A 19,460-nucleotide genomic window follows, 5' to 3' on the forward strand; every position below is an offset into this window, starting at 1 on the left:
AAGGACTTCAGAAGGGCAGAGCCCAATGAGGTGCTTGAGGTCAGGGTCAACGGGCTTGCCTTTGGTCGATACAGGCTGGGAGAATACAGGGGTGCATACGGGTATGTGGAATCCTACGCCATCTCAAATTCCGGTCTTCTCATAGAGGATGCAGATGGAAAATGGTACTATCTGGCTTTTGACAATATTCATGAAGCTGTGGACGCCATGATGGACGATAACAAAAAGGAGAAGGTTATAGAGGTACGGCGCTTCCATCAGGCTAAATAAATAAAAATCAGTCCCTGCCCTTCGGCAGATGGGGGATTATCCAGCTTATAAAACTGTCCATGCTCCTCGTCTGTATGTAGAGAGTTCCCGTGCCGTGGAATTCCGCCACCAATCCTTCTCCGCTGAAGAGCGTGCTCTTAAGCCCTCCAACACGCCTTACCTTGAAGTCCAGTCCGTCCGTGAAGGCCACCATGTGTCCGGTATCTATGACAAAATGCTCGTTGTGGAGTTCCTTCCTGTATATCGCCCCGAAGCTTGAGAGGAATACCATACCCCTTCCGCTCATCTTAAGGAGGAAAAGGCCTTCCCTTCCGAAGAAGGTTTTTGCCCCTCCCCACTTGGTATCTATGCGTATTCCCTCGCTGCTGGCCAGAAATGCCCCGCTCTGGGCGTAGAGGGTTCCGTCGATTTCCAGCCCCTCTATATCCCCGGGATAGGAGGGTGCAAGCCCCAAAGTCCCAGGCCCGCGGAATGTGTTGATGAAAAAGCTCTCTCCCCCGAGCATTGAACGCTTTAAAGCGCCAAAAACGCCTCCCTTGGCTTTTGTCTCCATCTTTATGGTGGGACTCATGTGCACCATGGCTCCGGCCTCCGCCTGAATGGCCTCCCCCTGGGAGAGCTCCACCTCAAGCAGAGAAAAGCTCGGCCTGTGGTTTATCGTGTATCTCAAAAACATCACCTCACAGAGATTATGCAGGGGTTCCTTATATACCTCCGCATCGTTAATCGTCGAAAAAACCTTTTACTTTCACCGAAAGACTTTTATAATGGCCGGGTTTAGCACTAAAAGAACGTTTAAAGCTCAGCTCTTATGCAGGTGATGGCCATGGGAAAACTGCTGAAACCTATTAAGGATGTCGGTATCGTCGGATACGGTGCCTACGTCCCCATGTACAGGATTAAAAACGAGGAGATAGGAAGGGTCTGGGGTGTTTCGAGCTTTCCTATCAGGGAAAAATCAGTCCCGGGTCTGGATGAGGATGCAATAACGATTGGAATTGAGGCAGCGAGGAATGCCCTTAAAAGGGCGCGGATTGATCCCAGGCTTATAAGGGCACTCTGGTTTGGAACCGAGTCAAAGCCCTACGCCGTCAAGCCTTCTGCAACGGTTATAGCCGAGGCAATCGGTGCAACACCCGATCTGGATGCAGCCGATTTCGAGTTTGCATGCAAAGCGGGAACCGAAGCCCTGCAGGCTGCTATAGGATTCGTGGGTTCTGGAATGGCTGAATATGCCATGGCGATAGGTGCCGACACATCCCAGGGGAGGCCGGGTGACCACCTCGAATTCACCGCCTCGGCCGGTGGAGCGGCCTACCTCCTCGGTCCAAAAGGTTCTGATACCCTCGCGTATTTTGAGGCAAGCTACTCCTACGTAACCGATACCCCCGACTTCTGGAGGAGGCAGCACGAGCACTACCCGAGGCACGGCAACCGCTTCACAGGCGAACCTGCATACTTCCATCAGATAATAAGTGCCGCCAAGACCCTCATGGAAGAGATGGACTACACGCCGGACGACTTCGACTACGCCGTCTTCCACCAGCCCAACGTCAAGTTCCCGCTGACGGCCGCAAAGATACTCGGCATCCCGAAGGAAAAAGTAATTCCAGGACTCCTTACAGGGTTCATTGGCAACACCTACAGCGGCGCAACCCTCGTCGGCGTTTCGGCGGTTCTCGACGTGGCCAAACCCGGTGACAGAATTCTCTGGGTGAGCTTTGGTTCAGGAGCAGGAAGTGACGCCTTCAGTCTCGTCGTGCAGGACGCCATAGAGGAGAAGAGAGACCTAGCACCGAAGACAATGGACTACGTGAACAGAAAGAGGTACATCGATTACGCGCTCTACGCGAAGGCCAGGAGGAAGTACATACTGTAGGGGGTGTTAAGATGACGATTGAAAAGCCCGTGATCATCGGCGTTGGTATGATTCCTGTCGGAGAGCACTGGAAGCTCTCGCTCAGAGACATAGCCGTTGAAGCCCTTCTCAACGCGATGGATGATGCTGGAGTCGAGAGGGTTGACTCGCTCTACGTTGGAAACATGATCTCAGGTTCCTTCATTGAGCAGGAGAACCTCGGCGCCCTTATAGCCGACTGGGCAGGCCTTGGAAACGTTCCAGCCGTTAAGGTTGAGGCCGCATGTGCTTCAGGTGGGGCGGCTGTGCAGGAGGGTGCAAAGGCCGTAATGGCCGGCCTTGAGGACGTTGTTGCGGTTGTGGGTGTTGAGAAGATGACCGACGCCTGGCCGAGCGACGCCACCAGGTATCTGGCCTACGCCGCTGATGCGGACTGGGAGCTATTCCACGGGGCCAGTTTTGTGGCATTAAACGCACTCATAATGAGGCACTACATGAATACATATGGCTACACCGAGGAGGACCTGGCGCTCTTCGCAGTCAACGCCCACGCCAACGGTGCCAAGAACCCCTACGCAATGTTCAAGGGACCCATAAAGGTTGAGACCGTCCTGAAAAGCCCCTACATAGCAGACCCTCTCAAGCTCTTCGATGCATCGCCGGTCTGCGACGGTGCGGCGGCAGTGATAATCACCACACAGGAGAAGGCCAAGGAGCTCGGCGTTCCCAGGGAGAAGTGGGTCGAGGTTGCTGGAATGGGGAGGGCGATTGACACCATAAACCTCGCCAACAGGGAAGACCTTCTCACGCTTAAAGCTGCGAAAATTGCAGCGGATAGGGCATACAGAATGGCCGGCGTTGAGGCTAAGGAGGTCAACTTCTTCGAGGTTCACGACGCCTTTACCGTCATGGCCGCGCTCAGCCTCGAGGCCCTCGGTGTCGCGAAAAAGGGAGAGGGCGCGAAGCTCGCCAGGGAGGGCCAGATAGCGGTCGATGCAAACTACCCGATACAGACTATGGGAGGGCTGAAGAGCAGAGGGCACCCAGTTGGAGCCACCGGCGTTTACCAGACGGTCGAGGCGGTTCTGCAGCTCCGCGGCGAGGCACCTGAGGGGATACAGGTTCCGAACGCCGAGGTAGGTCTGACCCAGAACATAGGCGGTACGGGCTCGAACATAACGGTCAACGTGTTTAGGAGGGTCTGAGATGGGAAAGCCCATGCAGGTTGCAAGGCACTGGAGACACTTCCGCGAGAAGTACGCCCTCATCGGGGGCAAATGTGAGAACGGCCACATATTTTTCCCCTACAGAAGCGTCTGTCCCGTATGCGGAAGCAGGAACGTCAAGGAATATGAACTGAACGGAAAGGGGAAGGTCATAAGCTGGACAATAGTACGGAACCCCCCGAGCGGCTTTGAATACTACCGGCCGTATCCCCTCGCACTAATCCAGCTGGAGGAGGGTCCCGTCGTTCTGGCCCAGCTAACCGACGTTGACCCCGAGGAAATCCATGAGGGTATGGAGGTGGAGATGGTAACAAGAAAACTACGCGAGTTCGACGAGGACGGAATAATACTCTACGGGTACAAGTTCAGGCCCGTTTTGAAGTGAGCTCTTTCCTATTTCTTTCCTACCCTCCGGAAGTCGCCCAAATAGGAAGCGGTGGTAAAGTGGATGTGCGGCTCCTCAAGCCTTTTCGATCTTCATTCGCTCGCCGCTCTCAAACTCCAGCTCCAGGAGGCCCCTTTTCATCCTAACCTTGATACCATCAACGACGGCTTCTATCCCACCATTCTCCGCCCTAACACCAAGCATCCCCGCTATCTCATCCACGCTCTTCAGAGAGCCGTTCATGGTAGTTTCCATGACCTCACCTTCGCTCTCAATGCTAATCCTGAGCTTTCCTTTACCGTCACGTATGAAACTCTCCTCTTTCAATTCCCTTACCTTATCGGGTTGAGGTGGGTGTACACACGGCATCATTTTCACCGATTCAATCTTCACCCGGGGGTTTATCAGGTTTTGCATGAAGGTCCCTGACCATCCTAACCCATATTCCGCTCTGCCCAACCTTCCTAAAGCCGTAGCTTTCGTAGAACTCGATGGCACCCCTGTTTTTCTCACCGACCCACAGCTCAACACGATCCGTGTAACGGGACAGGTAATCCAGACCTTTCCCCATCAGGATGCGTCCGATACCGTGGCCCTGGAATCTTCTGTCGACGACGAACTCATGAATCGCACCAACTATCCTGCCCTCGTACTTGCTGTACCAGTCACGGTCACATACTATAAAGCCCGCGAGTTCTCCGCCCCTTCTGGCCACAAAAAAGCCATCCCTGGCCTTACTCCAGCACCAGCGGAGATAGCGTTTGGCGTAGCCCTCGCCCTCACCACCGTACTCACGGAGTCCCTCGTACCCCCTCATGTAGATCCCGACGAGTTCCTCCAGGGTTTCCGCGTTGAGTCTATCAAGCCTCTCAACTTCTACCGCGCCCATCAGAGATAGTACGGCGACGGGTTTATAAAAGATAGCTCTAAGCCTTAAATGGAGCAAGAAGGTGATTGGGATGGGGAAGGCGAAGCCCAAGTTATGTGAAATCTGCGGTGCACCGATAAGAGGGCCTGGACACAAGATAAGGATCGAGGGGGCCGAACTTCTGGTGTGTGACCGGTGTTACGAGAGATACAGCCATAAGAAGCCCGGGACATTCAGCACCATGCCCACCGGCAGGCGGCCGGTCAGGAGAACTCACATCCCGTCGGGACCGAAGCCCAGGAATACCGGAAGACCCAGAACCGAGCGCCCGCTATACCAAGAGGAGATAGTGGAGGACTTCGCTGACCGGGTCTACCACGCGATTCAGAAAACAGGCAAAAGTTACGAGGAACTCTCCCACGAGATCGGCCTCTCAATGAACGACCTGAGGGCGATCGCTCACGGCTACCGCGAGCCCACCATAAAAGAGGCAAAAAAGCTTGAGAAGTACTTCAAGATAACGCTAATCGAGCGCACGGGCCAGGAGGTTCAGGAAAAAGCCACGGTTCCAAAGGATTATGAACCGACCCTCGGGGACGTAGCAAACATCAGGATCAAGAAGCGGAAGAAGTAACGGACACCGACCAGCGCCCTTCCGAACCACTCACTCGTGTTTTCTTCAGTCCTCATTCTTCGCCCTCTTTGGGGGGTGGAACCCTTTAAGTTTTTCAAAGGTTCTCCAAAGACGCATCAGCTCCTCCCAAGCATCGGTATCTGGGGGAATCACCAGTACATGCGCCGGTGGGTGGATGTCGGTCAGCCGTCCTATGGCCTTCGCGGGGGGAAGGTCCACCTGGGCAACTACGTGCGCGTTGAACCTTCTCCTCGGCTTCTCACCGCTCACGCTCTCAAACGCCCAGTCCGAGAGGGCGGGGGGTATTATCCTTGGATCACCCCGGATCCTCATTCCTCCGTAGCGAACGAGATCGGCCAGTGCGATGCTGGCCTTGTGAAAATCGTCAGTTCTAACCAGGATAAACGTGTTTCTCATCGAACGTCACCGTGGCCCCTTGAATGAAGACCTTTTAAGGGTTCCTCAATGAAAGCCTCGCGTACCTAAACCTTTAAAAACTCATCCGGGCTCATTTATAAAGGGTTTTTAAACCCACCATGTGGAGGTGTAAACCTTGGTTGATATGGGCAATGTAAAGCTCAGAATTGAGAACATAGTCGCTTCTGTTGATCTGTTTACCCAGCTGAACCTTGAGAGGGTCATAGAGATATGCCCCAACTCCAAGTACAATCCGGAGGAGTTCCCCGGAATTATATGCCGCTTCGAGGAGCCAAAGGTCGCCCTTCTGGTGTTCAGCTCCGGAAAGCTCGTTGTCACAGGAGCCAAAAGCGTCGATGACATCGAGAGGACAGTGAACAAGCTGATTCAGATGCTCAAGAAGATAGGGGCGAAGTTCGGTCGGGCACCCCAGATAGACATCCAGAACATGGTCTTCAGCGGCGACATAGGTATGGAATTCAACCTCGATGCGGTCGCTTTGAGCCTGCCCAACTGTGAATACGAGCCGGAGCAGTTCCCCGGCGTCATCTATCGCGTCAAGGAGCCAAGGGCCGTGATACTGCTCTTCTCCTCAGGAAAGATCGTCTGCTCTGGGGCAAAAAGCGAGCACGACGCTTGGGAAGCCGTTAGGAAGCTTATCAGGGAGCTTGAAAAGTACGGCCTCATTGAAGAAGAGGAAGAGTGGTGAAAGGCTTTCTCTTCTTATTCCCTCTTTGTCAGGGTCCCGAACGCTCTGTTTTGCCTTAGTACAATCTCCCGAGAGGCCTAGGAAAGGGCGGTACCCATATTCCTGGCTGTCATTTATTCAGATATTACCGTTAATATGGATATATTTTAATCAATAATCCAAAAATTTCGAATAAATGTTATTTAACCCTAAGTTTTATTGTCTTCAGGTGGAAACCATGGACACCAGAACGTTAAGGATAAAGACTGAGATACTGGGCTACCTCTCGGACACATTTCTGTCAAAGGGCTATCTCTGGATGCTTCCCAAGGTGCTTTCTCCAGTAACCGATCCCCTATGGCCAGACCCAGCGGAGCAAAAAACCGAACTGCTGGAAGTCGAGGTGAGGACGTACGGGATGAGACTGCGGCTGATGCACAGCATGATACTCCACAAACAGACGGCGGTTTCAAGGTTCGGAAGGATATTCGTGCTGTCTCCGAACGTGAGGATAGAGGCCCGGAAACCAGACGGGTGGCACACCTTTGAGTTCACCCAGTTTGACTTCGAAGCCCGCAATCTGAGGATGAAGGACGTAATGGAAACCCTAGAAGAGGTCATTAAGGGAATCGTCAGAAGGTTGTGTGAGGATGCCCTCGTATCCTGCGAGGAGTATGGGAGCATATTAAAAGGAGGCTTCCCAGTTTACAATTATGCCGATTTGGGAGAGGAGGAAGTAAACCGGTTAACACAGGAGAAAGAACGGCCGTTTTTTGTTGTGAACATACCGCGCGAGTTCTACGACTACTACGACGAAGAAACCGGGGAGTGGCATAACTACGATCTCTACGTGCCGGGATACGGCGAGGTGGCAAGTGGAGGTGAGAGGGAGTGGGAATACGAGAAGATAAAGCGGAAGATACTCAAAGGTGGCCTTAAAGTTGAGAACTTCGCTCCCTATCTCAGGATGGTCAAAAACGGCGAGATCATGCCTTCGGCAGGGGCAGGACTTGGAGTGGAACGGCTCGTAACGTTCTTCTCAGGCCTTAGGGATATATCTGAGGCGCAGGTGTTTCCACGGATTCCATACATGAAGGTGGAACTTTGAAGGAGAATTTGGATTCAACGTTCATCCGGTGGTGACGTTTCATCGAGTGAAGACGGGGCATACCGCGGTGCAGGGAAATCCCCCAACCGTAAGTTAGGTTCACTGGAAAGGATAATGGTTTTTAGGGATAAAAATCCGAGATCAACACCAGAGAAGCACTGATGCTTGAAATTAATAAAAATTGCAGGAGGGCATCAAAGCCCCAGAATCTCCTTCGCGGCCTCGATTCCGAGGTCAAAGGCTTTCATGTTCACGTCAACGGCCTTCGGCGGGACGTTGAGCCTTATGACCTCCCTGACATGTTCTGCGTCGAGCGGGAACTCGGGGATCTGGGTGAGTGCCCCTATGAGGACGGTGTTGGTTGTGATGACGTGCCCCGCTTTGATGGCCAGTTCCTCCGCGTTGAAGCCGATCCACTTGGCCCTAAAGTCGTCTTCCACTATCTTCTTTATCTCGTCGAGTTCTGGATAGCGGGCCTTACCCATCGAGACCTGGACGGGGACGATGGACTTGGTGTTGGTAACGATCATCCCCCCCCTTCTGAGGTGGTTGATGTAACGGAGTGCCTCGACCGGCTCAAAGCTGAGGATAACATCACCCCTTCCTTCCGGGACCATCGAACCGTAGACCTCGTCGCCGAAGCGGACGTACGAGACGACGCTTCCAAATCGCTGGCTCATCCCGTGAACCTCACCCATCCTAACCTTGTAGCCTGCATGAAGGGCGGCCCAACCGAGTATATTCGCCGCGGTGAGAACACCCTGACCGCCAACACCCGTAATCACTATGTTGTACTCATTAACGGGCTTCATTCCTCTCCCCCCTCTACTGGCTTGAAGGCACCGAATGGACAGATCTGCGCGCACCCTCCGCAGCCCCAGCACATGCTGGGCTCTATCCTCGCCTGCTTCTCCTCCTCATCCCAGTAGATTGCAGGACAGCCGTAGGCGTTGATACATATCTTACAGCCGGTACAGGCATCCTCATCGACGTAGTATATCGGCCACTTCTCGCCCCTGCGCCTCATCTGACCTATCTTGTAGAGGGCACAGACCTGCCTCGACACGACGACGCTGACTCCTTCGACCTCAAGAGCCTTCTTAACCGTCTCGTAAGTCTTCTTTATGTCGTACGGATCAACCACCGCCACAAAGTCGGCACCCATCGCCTTAGCGACGTCCTCTATCGGAATCCTCTTACCCATGCCGTGGGGCGTCTGGCCGGTGCTCGGGTTAGGCTGATCGCCGGTCATGGCCGTGACCAAGTTGTCGAGAACCACTATGAGCACGTTGGAGCGGTTGTATATCGCGTTCGCCAGGGCGGGAAGACCGGTATGGAAGAACGTTGAGTCCCCAATGGTGGCCACAATGACCTTCTTCTCCTTCTTTCTCTGTTCCTCGCTCACCGACCCGTGCTGGGCCATCTCGAGCCCATGGGCGATGCCGATTGAGCCGCCCATGGCGACGGTCGTGTCAACCGCGTTGAGCGGTGGGAGCAAACCGAGGGTGTAGCAACCTATATCGCTCGGGTAGATTCCCCTCGAGTGGGTGGCCTTCTTTATAGCGTAGAAGCTGTTCCTGTGCGGACAGGCGGGACAGAGGCTCGGCGGCCTCGGCGGGACCACCTCGAGGGCCTTGTTGTACTTGACGTCGAGCTCTTCGTAGTTCAGCGGGGTCTCAAGGTTGAGGAACTTCGCTATGGCGGTAACCGCCCTTCTGGTGGTCATCTCATAAACCCTCGGTACAAGGTCCTTGCCATGTATCGGGATCGTGAGACCCTTATCGTAGGCCCAGGTCTTGACCTGCTCCTCAACCACGGGCTCAAGCTCCTCGACGATGAGAACCTTCTCAAGGCCCTCCATGAACCTCTCAAGCAGGCCGTAGGGAACCGGGAAAGGCGTGCCAAGCTTGAGAACCTTGACATCCTCCACGCCAAGCCAGTGAAGTGCCTCCTTTACATAGGCGTAGGAAAGGCCCGGCGCTATTATGCCAACCTTCGCGTTCTCATTGCCTTCTATCCAGTTGAACGGACAGTCTTCGAGCTCCTTGCGGATCTTCTCGATCTTTTCAAGAATCTGCGGGTGGAAGCGTCTCGCATTTGATGGGACGTCAACGAACCTGTTCGGGTCTTTTTTGAACTTGCCAAACTTCCTCTTGCCGGTCTTTATATCCTCAGGGAGCTCCCCAAGGACGACGTCTCCCCTAGAGTGGGAGCTTCTCGTCGTGGTCCTCAGGATGACGAAGTGCTTGAACTTTTCGCTGAGGTCAAAAGCGTACTTAACCATCTCCTTTGCCTCATGCGGGTCGCTGGGTTCAAGCACGGGGACGTTGGCGAACTTTCCATACATTCTTGTGTCCTGTTCGTTCTGGCTGCTCCACATGCTCGGGTCATCCGCCACCATTATGACAAAACCGCCCTCAACACCCATTCCAACGGAGCTCATGAATGTGTCGGCGGCAACGTTGAGCCCCACGTGCTTCATCGCCGTCATTGCCCTTAAACCGCTCCAAGCCGCTGCGAGAGCGGTCTCGAAGGCGACCTTCTCGTTGGTGGAGTACTCCATGTAAACGCCGGCCTTCTTGGCAACTATCGCCATCGTATCCGTAAGCTCAGAACTGGGGGTTCCTGGATAGGCCGCATAAACAGCGACGTTCGCCTCAAGCGCACCTCTGGCTATAGCTTGGTTGCCGAGAAGGGGAACCTTCTCCCCCGGCTTGTCCCACAAAACCATATCGGTAACTTTTGCCATCCAAAATCACCTCACTCCTCCTTCAAAACTCCCCTTGCCTTTGCAGACTCCACCAGGGCGTGAGCCCCAGCCGCAACGTCCTCAGGCCTTTCGTAGCTCGGAATTCCGTTCGCCTCGAGGACTTCCTTAGCCTTCTCACTCACGTAGCCTGCCATGAAGAGGCCGAGGACGGGCTTGCCGTTGTTGACCTCCTTAACGGCCTTGATAACGCCCTCAGCGTGCTCGGTCGGGGTCATTCCCGCGAAGGTTGGGACGACGCAGATGCTTATGAGCATGTCAACGTTCGGATCCTCAAGGAGAAGCTTTGCGGTTCTGTAGTAGTCCTCGCCCCTGGCACTCGCGATCATGTCGACCGGGTTCTTGACTGCTGCCATCGGCGGAAGGAACGAGCGAAGCTCCTCAATCGTCCCCGGTTTGAGGTCCGCCAGGTTGAGGCCGAGCCGGTCTATCGCGTCGGCTGTGAGGACGCCGGGGCCACCCGCATTGGTCATTATGGCAACGCGCTTGCCCTTCGGAAGCGGCTGGGTGAAGGCCCTCGCCATGCTGAGCATGTCGTCTATGGTCTCCGCGACTATGACACCGCTCTGCTTGAAGGCGGCTTCGTAGATGCGCCAGCTTCCAGCGAGGGAACCGGTGTGACTCGAAGCGGCCCTCGCACCGCTTTCGCTCTTTCCTGCTTTGAGAACTATTACAGGCTTTTTCCGGGTAACGCGCTTGGCGACCTCCATGAAGCGTCTCCCGTCCTTGAGACCCTCTATGTAGAGGGCTATGGCCTTGTCCTCCCCGGTGTCCGCCAGATACTCCATGAACTCGGAGAAGTCCACGTCCGCCATGTTGCCTATGCTGACGAACTTGGAGAAGCCTATCCCCTCCTTGACGGTCTTGTAGATTATCCCAGCTCCTAGAGCCCCGCTCTGACTGATGAAGGCTATGTTACCCTTTTTAGCATCCATGACGAAGGTCGCGTTCATGTCGTCCTGGGTGTTCATTATACCAACGCAGTTCGGGCCTACGAGCCTCATGCCATACTTCCTTGCTATCTCAACGAGCTGGCGCTCCTCCTTCTTTCCCTCAGGTCCAACCTCACCAAAGCCCGCGGTAATGAGGATTATCCCCTTAACCCCCTTCTCACCGCAGTCGATTACCGTCTGCCTGACGAAGCGCTTCGGAACGACGATGACCGCGAGGTCAACCTCGTCGGGGATATCCTTCACGTTTCTGTAAGCCCTGACTCCCTGGACCTCTTCATCCTTGACATTAACTGGATAGACCTTGCCAGCCTTGTATTTTTTGAGGTTTTTGAAGACTTCATAGCCGAGCTTGAGGGGGTCGTTTGATGCCCCTATAACAGCTACAGCCCTCGGCTTGAAGAAGTAGTCAAACGTCATCTGTCACTCACCGTTAAAACCTCGATTGAATCGTATATAAGCTTTCCCAAAACGGACAGTGAGGCAGATATGGACGTTAACAGCCTATATAATGCTTTAATGGGCATAACAGAACATTAAACGGCGGGGTTCATATCATTAACCCGAATGAGAGGGCGCCGTTAAAGACCCCCTGTCGAAAACTTTATAGCAACCGCCGGTTAGTATAACTCCGGAGGTGGTCTGAGTGGTGCAGATTCGGTTTTTGGGACACGCCGCGTTTGAGGTAGCCGGCAGCAAGAGAATTCTGATAGATCCATTTCTTACGGGGAATCCACAGGCGGCAGCGAAGCCAGAAGAGCTCAATGCAGACCTGATCCTCGTCACACACGCCCATGGTGACCACATCGGTGACGCTGTGGAGATAGCCAAGAGAACCGGAGCCAAGATAGTCGCGATGTTCGACGTGGCCAACTACCTAGTCGAGAACAACGATGGGATAACCACGATAGGAATGAATTATGGCCCGACCGAGATCGATGGTGTAGGGATCGTGCAGGTTCCCGCCTGGCACTCCAGCAGCGATGGAAAGTACAGCATAGGCAACGCCTCAGGATACATCGTAAAACTCGACGGAAAGACGATATATCACGCCGGGGACACCTTCGTCTTCTCCGACATGGCCCTGTTCAGTGAGCTTTACGGGCCGATTGACGTTGCCCTCCTCCCAATAGGCGGCCACTTCACGATGGGGCCGAGGGAGGCCGCTAAGGCCGTTGAGCTGCTGAAGCCAGGAAAGGTCGTTCCGATGCACTACAACACCTGGCCCCCGATTTCCGCCGACCCGGAGGAGTTCCAGGGGCTCGTCGGGGACGGAGCGGAGGTCTATATACTCAAACCCGGTGAGGTCCTGGAGCTTTGAAAAAGCTTTTTAAGCTTCCTCCCCCACCCTTTTTAGGTGATAAAATGGTTAGACGGGCCCTTGCACTGGTATTCATCCTCGTAATTGCATCGTCGTTTGTTATACCCCTAATAGGGGCCCAATCCGAAAACCCCAAATACGACCTTATCATCGTCAGGAATGATGATCCGATAGATTACATAGTTGCCTTACCCTATTCAAAGATGCTGGGCATTCCAATCCTGCCCGTTAATCCCAAAGAACTGGACACCACGATGCAGGCCCAGCTCCAGTCATACGCCCAGTTCGGATGGAGTCACGTTCTGATAATCGGTGACTCAAAGGCCGTGAGCGACACCGTACAGGACCAGCTCATGAGCCTGGGCTTTATCCCCGAGAGAATTGGGGGTGTGGTGAGAACCGCAACGGCGGCGAAACTGGCGGAGTACTTCTACCCCAACGGAAAGGACACCGTGGTAATAGCAAGCTCCAGCGACTACGGTTCGGCCCTAGCGGCGGCGCGCTTCGCCATGAACTACGATTACCCTCTCCTCCTCAATCCCGAGACCAATCTCTCGGTGTACACCGAGGAGGCACTCAAGAAGCTCAAACCAAGTTTGGTGATACTCGTCGGTGCCGGCCTCCCCGCGAACCTAGAGCAGACCCTGAACTCACTGGGGTACCACACCTACTGGTACAAGAAGAACGTCGAGATAACAATAAAACCACCGGCGAAGGGGAAAGAGACCGACTGGACAAAGGTCATCATAGCCGTGGCCCTCTCCCTTGCAGTGGCGGTTCCAGGATCCCTCTACTACGCCAGGAAGAAGTGGGCCGAGAACAGGGTTCCCATTGAGGTGCTCACCGAGAAGGAGCGCATAGTTGTCAAGGCCATAGTGCAGAGGGGCGGTGAAGTCAAACAGGAGGATCTCCCTGAACTTACGGGCTATTCAAGACCCACAATAAGCAGGATAATCCAGGAACTTGAAAAGAAGCAGTTGGTTACCAGGGAGAAGATAGGGAAGACTTTCATGGTAAAACTCACAAAAGACATAATCATGCGGGATTGACCCCAAGACAACGGCTTTCAAAAGGTAGAGATAAATCAGAGCCAGATCCTGTTTCCCTTGACCTTTATGTATCCTAATGTCTGAAGTTCCTTGAGGAAGTCCTCGATGGAGTCCTCGTCGAAGTACACGTTGATCCTCTCGTTCTTCCCATCCACCACTATCGGCTCCCGCTCCATAAGGGCTTCCAGGAGCTCGTTCTTTTTCCTGTGCTCCCAGGCCATCTCAAGTATGGTGTCCGCCAGAACCGAGCGGGCTATCCCCTCAAACATGGCATCAACGATGCTCTCCTCGGTTGCGCGGTCCTCGGCTATCCGAAGGGCACTCTCGATGAGTTCCCTATCGACCTCCATGACTTCGACGTAGTAGTGTTTCGCAAGGGTAAACTCCGTTATCATGCCTACGTTGAAGCGTTCCTCCACGGCCTCAAGGTACCCCTCCATCTCCTCTATCGGGAAACGGAGCTCCAACCTCAAGGAATCCAGAGAAGGCACCTCCCGGAGAATCAGCTTCCCATCGTTCTCCACGACCGCCCCGGACTCGAGAAGTGCCATCATGAGCATGAACTTTCCGTGCTCCGACTCGTCAAAAAGTTCCTCAACACGTTTCTCCGCACTAGGTTTCCAGTAGGAGAGGAGGTCATCGAAAGCGGCTTTGAGCTCCTCCAGGCTCTCAGCTACGGGTTCAATTCCCTCTGCCCGTTCAAGGAGCTCGGCGTACGTACCGCTGATGATGGTGTAATGCGCAACATCCGGTCGAACTTCCTCCTTAGTCCTGTTCATGACCCCCGCCCTACTGAGCTCCCGGGAGAGGGTGTTCATATCCTCCTTGCTCAGAACTTCGAACCTCAACGTTCTCACCAGGGAGATAAACGGGTGAGGGGTTATAACCTTATTCACGTTTTCCATCGGTCTCGGCGGGGGGCAGAAGGGTACGGAGGAGCATTCTGAGGGGTTTGTTGGTCAGGGAAGTGAGGGTCTCCTCAACATCCTCCTTGAGGCCCTCATCATAGGTTGTGTACAGGTAGAGGGCGTAGGCCATCATCTTTGGGTCCCCTTCGTGTGTCCGTTCCAGTGCACGGGCGAGTAGGGGATCGTTTAAGAGCTTTTCCGCGAGTGCCCTCATCCCATCAACATCCCCCTCCTCAACGGCCCCCCGAAGTGGGGTGTAGAACCCGGAGATGACGAGTTTGGCGGCCCGTTCAAGCTCCTCAAGCTCCTCAATGGGCGTTCCCAGGTGCTCCTTTTTGTTTAGAACGAGATAAACCAGGGGGGCCACCGCAATCACGAGGGCTATGATGAGGTAAGGGAGCAGTGGAAGGTTAAACGTTTCAGGTAGATTCCTCTTCATGCGTATGAGTACTAGGACCCCCGCCATCAACCAGAGGCCCAGCAGGATGAGGTAGTAAACTCCGTAGTCCTTCCTACCCCGCAGAAGGCGATACTTTGATGGAGCGCCTATACCCTCTAGGTATTTGAGCCGCTCCTCGGCTATCTCAATCTGGGCGCTCAGACGTTTTATCCTGCCGTCGATCTCGGCGAGCACGTTCTCCGTTTTCACATCACCCACTAACTCCTCTGCCGCGTTATCCTTCATAAGGTTTCCCACCCGATGTCCCGACGGTGAGGATACCGCTATCTCTCCCTCCCCACCAGCCGGTAGAAGGCAACCGCGCCCAAGAGTGCGTACGCGTACTGGCCGATGAACTTGTAGGTTATTGCGGTTAACGCCGCCAGTCCGGAGTGTCCTATGCCGAACATGAGACCCACCTCGTTCGCGCCCATTCCCCCAGGGGTTCCAAGGAGGCCTCCAAGAACCTCCGAGTAGATGATGGCCATAACGGCACTGCGGAAGGAGAAGTCTGCACCAAAAGACAGGCCAACCAGGAGGAGGGAAAGGGCATTAAACACCACGAGGAGGGAGGCGACGAAGAAAGCGGCGGCCAGGTTGACGGCCCTCGATTTAACGGCGCTCCATCCTTGGTAGAAGGACCGAAGGCTTTTCTTGATGCCCTCCCATTTAAGCCGGTTTATTGGGTAGGAAACCAGACGATAGTAAAAACCGTCGAAAACTACCGCCCCGAGGAGGAGAAGCACGAAAGGGAGTGCACTCATATCGGAGTTCAACCCCATTATCATCATGCCGCCGACCGTCAACTCAAGGGTTATCGCTAGTGCCGTAGCCCCAAGGACCTTGAAGTAGTCAGTGCCAAGGAACTTGGCCTTGATGATGTTCCCGATGGCGGCGTTAAGTGAAAAAGCCAGGTACGTCCCAGCTAGATTGACCTTCAGGACCTCAGCGTAGGTGGTTCTGGCGACCCCCCTGACGAGAACGTACCAAAGAAGCGTGTAGAGCAGGTACGAGACCACCCCCGCCAGCACCGCCAGGAGGAAGAGTAAGGGGTTGAGGTGCCGTATACTGGCCTGGACGTTGGAGGCCTCGCTCTTTATCTTGTAGAGGAGGTAAAAAAAGAGTACCGCTGTTATAACCAGTGTGGCTGCCTGCTTCCTGCGCATTTGGCTCACGTTCGCTCGTTCTCAAGCAGCCGTCTCACATAGCGTGGCATCTGGAATAGAGTCCCGTGTCTCTCCGGGTCGTAGTAGTAAAGGTCAAGCTTTCCTGCCCTCCCCAGGTCAACCTTGTTGAAGTCAAGGTAGCCCCTTATCCCGACGAGAAAACCCCAGGGTGAGGCGTAGCCGATTACCGGGAAGCTGAAGTAGTGGACGTGATCGAAGACCTTCTTCATCGCCATGTAAGCGTCGAGGAGCTCGTTCGTGAAAAGGTAGACGCTACCGGCCTGCGTGATGTACAGGCCGTTGTCGTTTAAGCGGGTGTACGCGCTCTCAAAGAATCCCTCAGAAAAGAGGAGCTTGGCCGGTCCAACAGGGTCTGTTGAATCCACTATTATGACGTCGAATCTCTCCCCCGTGTTCCGGAGGTACTCAACACCGTCCCCCACTATCACCTCAGCCCGGGGATCATCAAAAACGCCCTTGGCAACGTCCATATAGAGCTTTGAGACCTCTATAACCGTCTCATCAATCTCAACCATGACAACTCTTTCAACGTCTTCGTGCTTTAGAACCTCCCGAAGGGCCCCCCCATCGCCACCGCCGATTATCAAGACCTTTCTGGGACGTGGATGGGCCAGCATAACCGGATGAACGAGAACCTCATGATAACTCTCCTCCCCCACCTCGAGGAGCTGAACCGTCCCATCAAGGACCAGCAGTTTACCGAAGCCCTCGGTCTCGTAAAGCTCCAGCCTCTGGTATTTAGTCTGGGTTTCAAGGAGCCTCTCTTTGACTTTGAAACCCACCCCATATCCCCGCGGATACCACTCAATGAAGGCGTTATCCTCCCTGTTGAATCCCATGTTTCTCACCTAAATCCAGAGACGGGATTGGGGTTTTAAAGTTGATGCCCCCCGGTCCCCGTGCTCAGTTATCCATGTACAATAGTAGCATAAGTTCACACAGACAGCAACGGACATTGATGTACTATAATTTTTGCAACTGCATGGTAAGGATTATAAGACGAAAACACGAAATGTGTCCACAGGTGCGGTAAATGTCCACGGGCCATTCAAACATCAGAAAGGAGCTCTTCCGCAGGATAAAACGCGTGGCGAAAGAGGCTGAGGACGGGATGAGGTACGGGGTACCGCACTTGGTGGGGGAGGTCAGTCTGGAGGGAAACGACCCCAAAGTGGAGGTTGTCGTTGCGGTATTTGAGGACACCAGACACCGTTTCATGATAGTCGAGGGTGGGAGCGTTAAGTTTCTGTTTCCCGTGGACAGTGAGAGCCCCCGCAGGACATTTATGGAACTGTGGATGTTCCTAAACGGGAAGTCCGAAGATAGTCGCATCAGACCTGGAAACACCATAAAAGGCCCCCTTTACGAGGTGCTCCGGAAGAAGAGGTTTGAAATCGTGTGGATGAGCTCCCAGGGGAGTGAGAGCACCGGATACGCCCAGATCGTTGCGATCAGGGACGGCGTGCGGTACAACATGCTGTTCGAGGTTCTGGGGGACAACCTCTTCAGAGTAGTTGACGTGAAGGAGACATAAAGAACAGCGAAGAGAGATTCTCAAACAAAAAGGGACAGTTCAATACGGAAACATAACGACGACCGCCAGTGCCGCCACTGGTTTGTCCCTTACGGTGGCCTCGGCAGAAGCCACGCGGAACTCTTTGAGGTTCCAGCCGCGGACTGCGAATCCCTCCTCGACCATTTTTCTGACCATTTCCTCGGCCTCTTCTTTAGTGCAGTAACCGGAGTACTCGTAGATAAGACCCCCCTGGTTACCCTCACTTATACCGACCCCAAGGGCCGCACTGATGGTCATTCCGGGCTCATCACTCTCCACATGGGCATAGACGGTGGGAAGGAGCATTCCTATGGGAACGTCGTGGACGCCCTCCATCCACTCAATGTGTGCGGGGATGACGCTGCTCAGCTTGACCAGATTAACGTTACCTATACCCAACTTCAGCAGGGCGTTGTCAAAGGCGTTGAGCTTGGTACCGCCTTCGGCAGCGGCCGCGCCTATAAACGCCTTCTTGGGAGTTGTCCAGCTCATCTCAACTTCCTCCGTCCAGTTCTCTCCAGTCTTTCATTTAATGACTTAAACCCGAACTCGCTCACTCGCTAATCAAGCACTGGCTTAAAAACGTTTCGTTACAGCGTGCACTGCGGGAATGGCAAAGCCAAGGAGGGTAAGAGCGGTGGATAAGCCTCCACGCACCCCTCAGGGAGCTTCTCGGGCCTTACTGTTGTACACCTCCACAGCCCTTCCTATTGTGGCCGACACGAATATCCCGAGGATGCTCACGAGGGAGGCGAGGGCGTACATGTGTTCACTCAAAACCCCGTACGAGTATCCGATCTCCCCAACGAGAAGACCGAGAACTCCAAAACTCGAAATCCCGGCAGCCCTTGACAGGGACGTCTTCAGACTTTCCTCCCACACCAGCGCCGTCGTCAGCACTATCCTGACCAAGTATATAACAACGAAGAAGTACACGACGACAAGGGAGAGCTCGGTATCGAAGTTTATTCCCCTCCAAGCGAAGAATATGGGGGCGAAGATGCCGTAGGTCACGCCAGAGATTATGGTGTGAACCCGCTCGTACTGTTTGGTGCCCATGAGGTCGCTGTGAAGGAGTAGACCAACTAAAAAAGCCCCAATGCTGAAGTGGAGGCCTATCTGCTCGCTGACCAGGGCAAGGGACGTCGCCAGTATCATAACCATCCCAAAGACGGCCTCATCACTTTTGAGCCTGCGAAGTTTGGTCACGAGCCACAGCTTGTGCTTTATGCCGATGACGTAATTGATGCCAAGTATAACAGTCAGGAAAACCGCGTCCTTGACGAGTTCGAGGAATATCCCGAAGTAGCTGAGGTGATGCAGTTCGAAATTTATGAGAAGGTACAGAATGACCAAGGTTCCGACCTCGCTTATAACGGCATAAGAGAGGGCTATGTGCAGAAAATCCTTCCCAAAGAAACGTGTCATCCTCAGAACCACGGGTGCGGACGCGACTGAGAGTATGGAGGCGACTATCACGTTGTCGGCTCCCACCCGGTAAGAGGTAAAAGGAACCGTGAGGAGGAACATGACGGTGAGGGTGATGAGATATATCGGGAAGCTCTTCCTGCCGCCCAGACGGACCTCCTCCGGCGTAAGCTCAAGGCCAGCGTATAGCATGAGAAAGAATATACCAAGCTCGGCCAGGAGACCCAGTTCCTCCCTTGGAAGGTTGTGGATGATGGCCCCCAAAAGCAGTCCGGCAGAGATCTCACCGAGAAAGCCGGGATAGCCGAACCGCTCAAAGATCTCAGCGAAAATCCGTGCGGTGGCTATGATAATGAAGACGTAACCGATAACGTCGAACGCCAACAGGCACCCCCATAACTT

General features: G+C 54.1%; 23 protein-coding genes. 10 read left to right on the top strand and 13 right to left on the bottom strand.

Features of this window, described 5'->3' with window-relative positions; all coding sequences use genetic code 11:
* Positions 1–270 (top strand): hypothetical protein (locus tag MVK60_RS08745; RefSeq protein WP_297438507.1); only part of this gene is annotated, 270 nt, incomplete at its 5' end.
* A gap of 7 nt (positions 271–277) precedes the next feature.
* Here MVK60_RS08745 and MVK60_RS08750 read toward each other — a convergent pair.
* On the bottom strand, positions 278–940 hold the full coding sequence (locus MVK60_RS08750; RefSeq protein WP_297438591.1) for a TIGR00266 family protein: 663 nt from the start codon (positions 938–940) through the stop codon (positions 278–280).
* A gap of 156 nt (positions 941–1,096) precedes the next feature.
* Between MVK60_RS08750 and MVK60_RS08755 the strand changes: the two genes are divergently transcribed.
* From MVK60_RS08755 to MVK60_RS08765, 3 genes are read left to right on the top strand one after another with little or no spacing between them, the layout of a single operon-like run.
* Entirely contained in the window at positions 1,097–2,149 is a 1,053-nt protein-coding gene (locus tag MVK60_RS08755) for a hydroxymethylglutaryl-CoA synthase (protein ID WP_297438593.1), read from the top strand.
* A 17-nt stretch (positions 2,150–2,166) separates the two neighbouring features.
* Positions 2,167–3,333, top strand: a complete 1,167-nt coding sequence (locus MVK60_RS08760) for a thiolase domain-containing protein (protein WP_297438595.1) — start codon at positions 2,167–2,169, stop codon at positions 3,331–3,333.
* A 1-nt stretch (position 3,334) separates the two neighbouring features.
* On the top strand, positions 3,335–3,739 hold the full coding sequence (locus MVK60_RS08765; protein ID WP_297438509.1) for a Zn-ribbon domain-containing OB-fold protein: 405 nt from the start codon (positions 3,335–3,337) through the stop codon (positions 3,737–3,739).
* 75 nt (positions 3,740–3,814) lie between these two features.
* Here MVK60_RS08765 and MVK60_RS08770 read toward each other — a convergent pair whose 3' ends face one another.
* Both MVK60_RS08770 and MVK60_RS08775 read right to left on the bottom strand, forming a co-directional pair.
* Complete coding sequence (locus MVK60_RS08770) at positions 3,815–4,111, bottom strand: hypothetical protein (RefSeq protein ID WP_367270885.1); 297 nt, start codon at positions 4,109–4,111, stop codon at positions 3,815–3,817.
* A 10-nt stretch (positions 4,112–4,121) separates the two neighbouring features.
* Positions 4,122–4,628, bottom strand: coding sequence for a GNAT family N-acetyltransferase (locus tag MVK60_RS08775; RefSeq protein WP_297438510.1), 507 nt, complete (start codon positions 4,626–4,628; stop codon positions 4,122–4,124).
* A gap of 70 nt (positions 4,629–4,698) precedes the next feature.
* On the opposite strand from MVK60_RS08775, the gene MVK60_RS08780 reads away from it, so the two are divergent.
* Entirely contained in the window at positions 4,699–5,241 is a 543-nt protein-coding gene (locus MVK60_RS08780; protein WP_297438512.1) for a multiprotein bridging factor aMBF1, read from the top strand.
* A gap of 45 nt (positions 5,242–5,286) precedes the next feature.
* On the opposite strand, the gene MVK60_RS08785 is transcribed toward MVK60_RS08780, so the two are convergent.
* Positions 5,287–5,658, bottom strand: a complete 372-nt coding sequence (locus MVK60_RS08785; RefSeq protein WP_297438514.1) for a DUF356 domain-containing protein — start codon at positions 5,656–5,658, stop codon at positions 5,287–5,289.
* Between the two features lie 136 nt (positions 5,659–5,794).
* Between MVK60_RS08785 and MVK60_RS08790 the strand changes: the two genes are divergently transcribed.
* On the top strand, positions 5,795–6,367 hold the full coding sequence (locus MVK60_RS08790; RefSeq protein WP_297438516.1) for a TATA-box-binding protein: 573 nt from the start codon (positions 5,795–5,797) through the stop codon (positions 6,365–6,367).
* Between the two features lie 217 nt (positions 6,368–6,584).
* Complete coding sequence (locus MVK60_RS08795) at positions 6,585–7,454, top strand: asparagine synthetase A (protein ID WP_297438518.1); 870 nt, start codon at positions 6,585–6,587, stop codon at positions 7,452–7,454.
* A gap of 194 nt (positions 7,455–7,648) precedes the next feature.
* Here the strand turns inward: MVK60_RS08795 and MVK60_RS08800 are convergent, their stop codons facing one another.
* From MVK60_RS08800 to MVK60_RS08810, 3 genes are read right to left on the bottom strand one after another with little or no spacing between them, the layout of a single operon-like run.
* Entirely contained in the window at positions 7,649–8,266 is a 618-nt protein-coding gene (locus MVK60_RS08800; RefSeq protein ID WP_297438520.1) for an indolepyruvate oxidoreductase subunit beta, read from the bottom strand.
* On the bottom strand, positions 8,263–10,203 hold the full coding sequence (gene iorA, locus MVK60_RS08805; RefSeq protein ID WP_297438522.1) for an indolepyruvate ferredoxin oxidoreductase subunit alpha: 1,941 nt from the start codon (positions 10,201–10,203) through the stop codon (positions 8,263–8,265). Before iorA ends, MVK60_RS08800 begins: the two co-directional genes overlap by 4 nt.
* 11 nt (positions 10,204–10,214) lie before the next feature.
* A complete protein-coding gene (locus MVK60_RS08810; RefSeq protein ID WP_297438524.1) occupies positions 10,215–11,591 on the bottom strand; it encodes a CoA-binding protein in 1,377 nt (458 codons plus the stop codon).
* 226 nt (positions 11,592–11,817) lie between these two features.
* Between MVK60_RS08810 and MVK60_RS08815 the strand changes: the two genes are divergently transcribed.
* Complete coding sequence (locus tag MVK60_RS08815) at positions 11,818–12,492, top strand: metal-dependent hydrolase (protein ID WP_297438526.1); 675 nt, start codon at positions 11,818–11,820, stop codon at positions 12,490–12,492.
* A gap of 44 nt (positions 12,493–12,536) precedes the next feature.
* Positions 12,537–13,541 carry a cell wall-binding repeat-containing protein gene (locus tag MVK60_RS08820; protein ID WP_297438528.1) on the top strand — a complete coding sequence of 335 codons (1,005 nt, stop codon included), beginning with the start codon at positions 12,537–12,539 and terminating at the stop codon, positions 13,539–13,541.
* Positions 13,542–13,576: 35 nt separating this feature from the next.
* On the opposite strand, the gene MVK60_RS08825 is transcribed toward MVK60_RS08820, so the two are convergent.
* The 4 genes from MVK60_RS08825 to speE all read right to left on the bottom strand — a co-directional run bounded on the left by MVK60_RS08825 (position 13,577) and on the right by speE (position 16,914).
* Positions 13,577–14,398: a hypothetical protein gene (locus MVK60_RS08825; RefSeq protein WP_367270884.1), complete on the bottom strand. Its 822-nt coding sequence runs from the start codon at positions 14,396–14,398 to the stop codon at positions 13,577–13,579.
* Between the two features lie 31 nt (positions 14,399–14,429).
* Positions 14,430–15,107 (bottom strand): hypothetical protein, encoded by a 678-nt coding sequence (locus MVK60_RS08830; protein WP_297438530.1) that lies wholly within the window; start codon positions 15,105–15,107, stop codon positions 14,430–14,432.
* Between the two features lie 65 nt (positions 15,108–15,172).
* The gene (locus tag MVK60_RS08835) at positions 15,173–16,054 is read right to left on the bottom strand and encodes a lysylphosphatidylglycerol synthase domain-containing protein (RefSeq protein WP_297438532.1); all 882 of its coding nucleotides are present in this window, start codon (positions 16,052–16,054) and stop codon (positions 15,173–15,175) included.
* A gap of 5 nt (positions 16,055–16,059) precedes the next feature.
* Positions 16,060–16,914: a polyamine aminopropyltransferase gene (speE, locus tag MVK60_RS08840; protein ID WP_297438601.1), complete on the bottom strand. Its 855-nt coding sequence runs from the start codon at positions 16,912–16,914 to the stop codon at positions 16,060–16,062.
* A 194-nt stretch (positions 16,915–17,108) separates the two neighbouring features.
* On the opposite strand from speE, the gene MVK60_RS08845 reads away from it, so the two are divergent.
* Positions 17,109–17,609, top strand: a complete 501-nt coding sequence (locus MVK60_RS08845) for a hypothetical protein (protein ID WP_297438533.1) — start codon at positions 17,109–17,111, stop codon at positions 17,607–17,609.
* 39 nt (positions 17,610–17,648) lie between these two features.
* On the opposite strand, the gene MVK60_RS08850 is transcribed toward MVK60_RS08845, so the two are convergent.
* Together MVK60_RS08850 and MVK60_RS08855 are read right to left on the bottom strand one after the other, a co-directional pair.
* On the bottom strand, positions 17,649–18,122 hold the full coding sequence (locus MVK60_RS08850) for a pyruvoyl-dependent arginine decarboxylase (protein WP_297438535.1): 474 nt from the start codon (positions 18,120–18,122) through the stop codon (positions 17,649–17,651).
* A gap of 168 nt (positions 18,123–18,290) precedes the next feature.
* Positions 18,291–19,442 (bottom strand): cation:proton antiporter, encoded by a 1,152-nt coding sequence (locus MVK60_RS08855; RefSeq protein ID WP_297438537.1) that lies wholly within the window; start codon positions 19,440–19,442, stop codon positions 18,291–18,293.
* Positions 19,443–19,460 lie beyond the last annotated feature (18 nt).

Source organism: Thermococcus sp. (genome assembly GCF_026988555.1).
Lineage (GTDB): Archaea > Methanobacteriota_B > Thermococci > Thermococcales > Thermococcaceae > Thermococcus.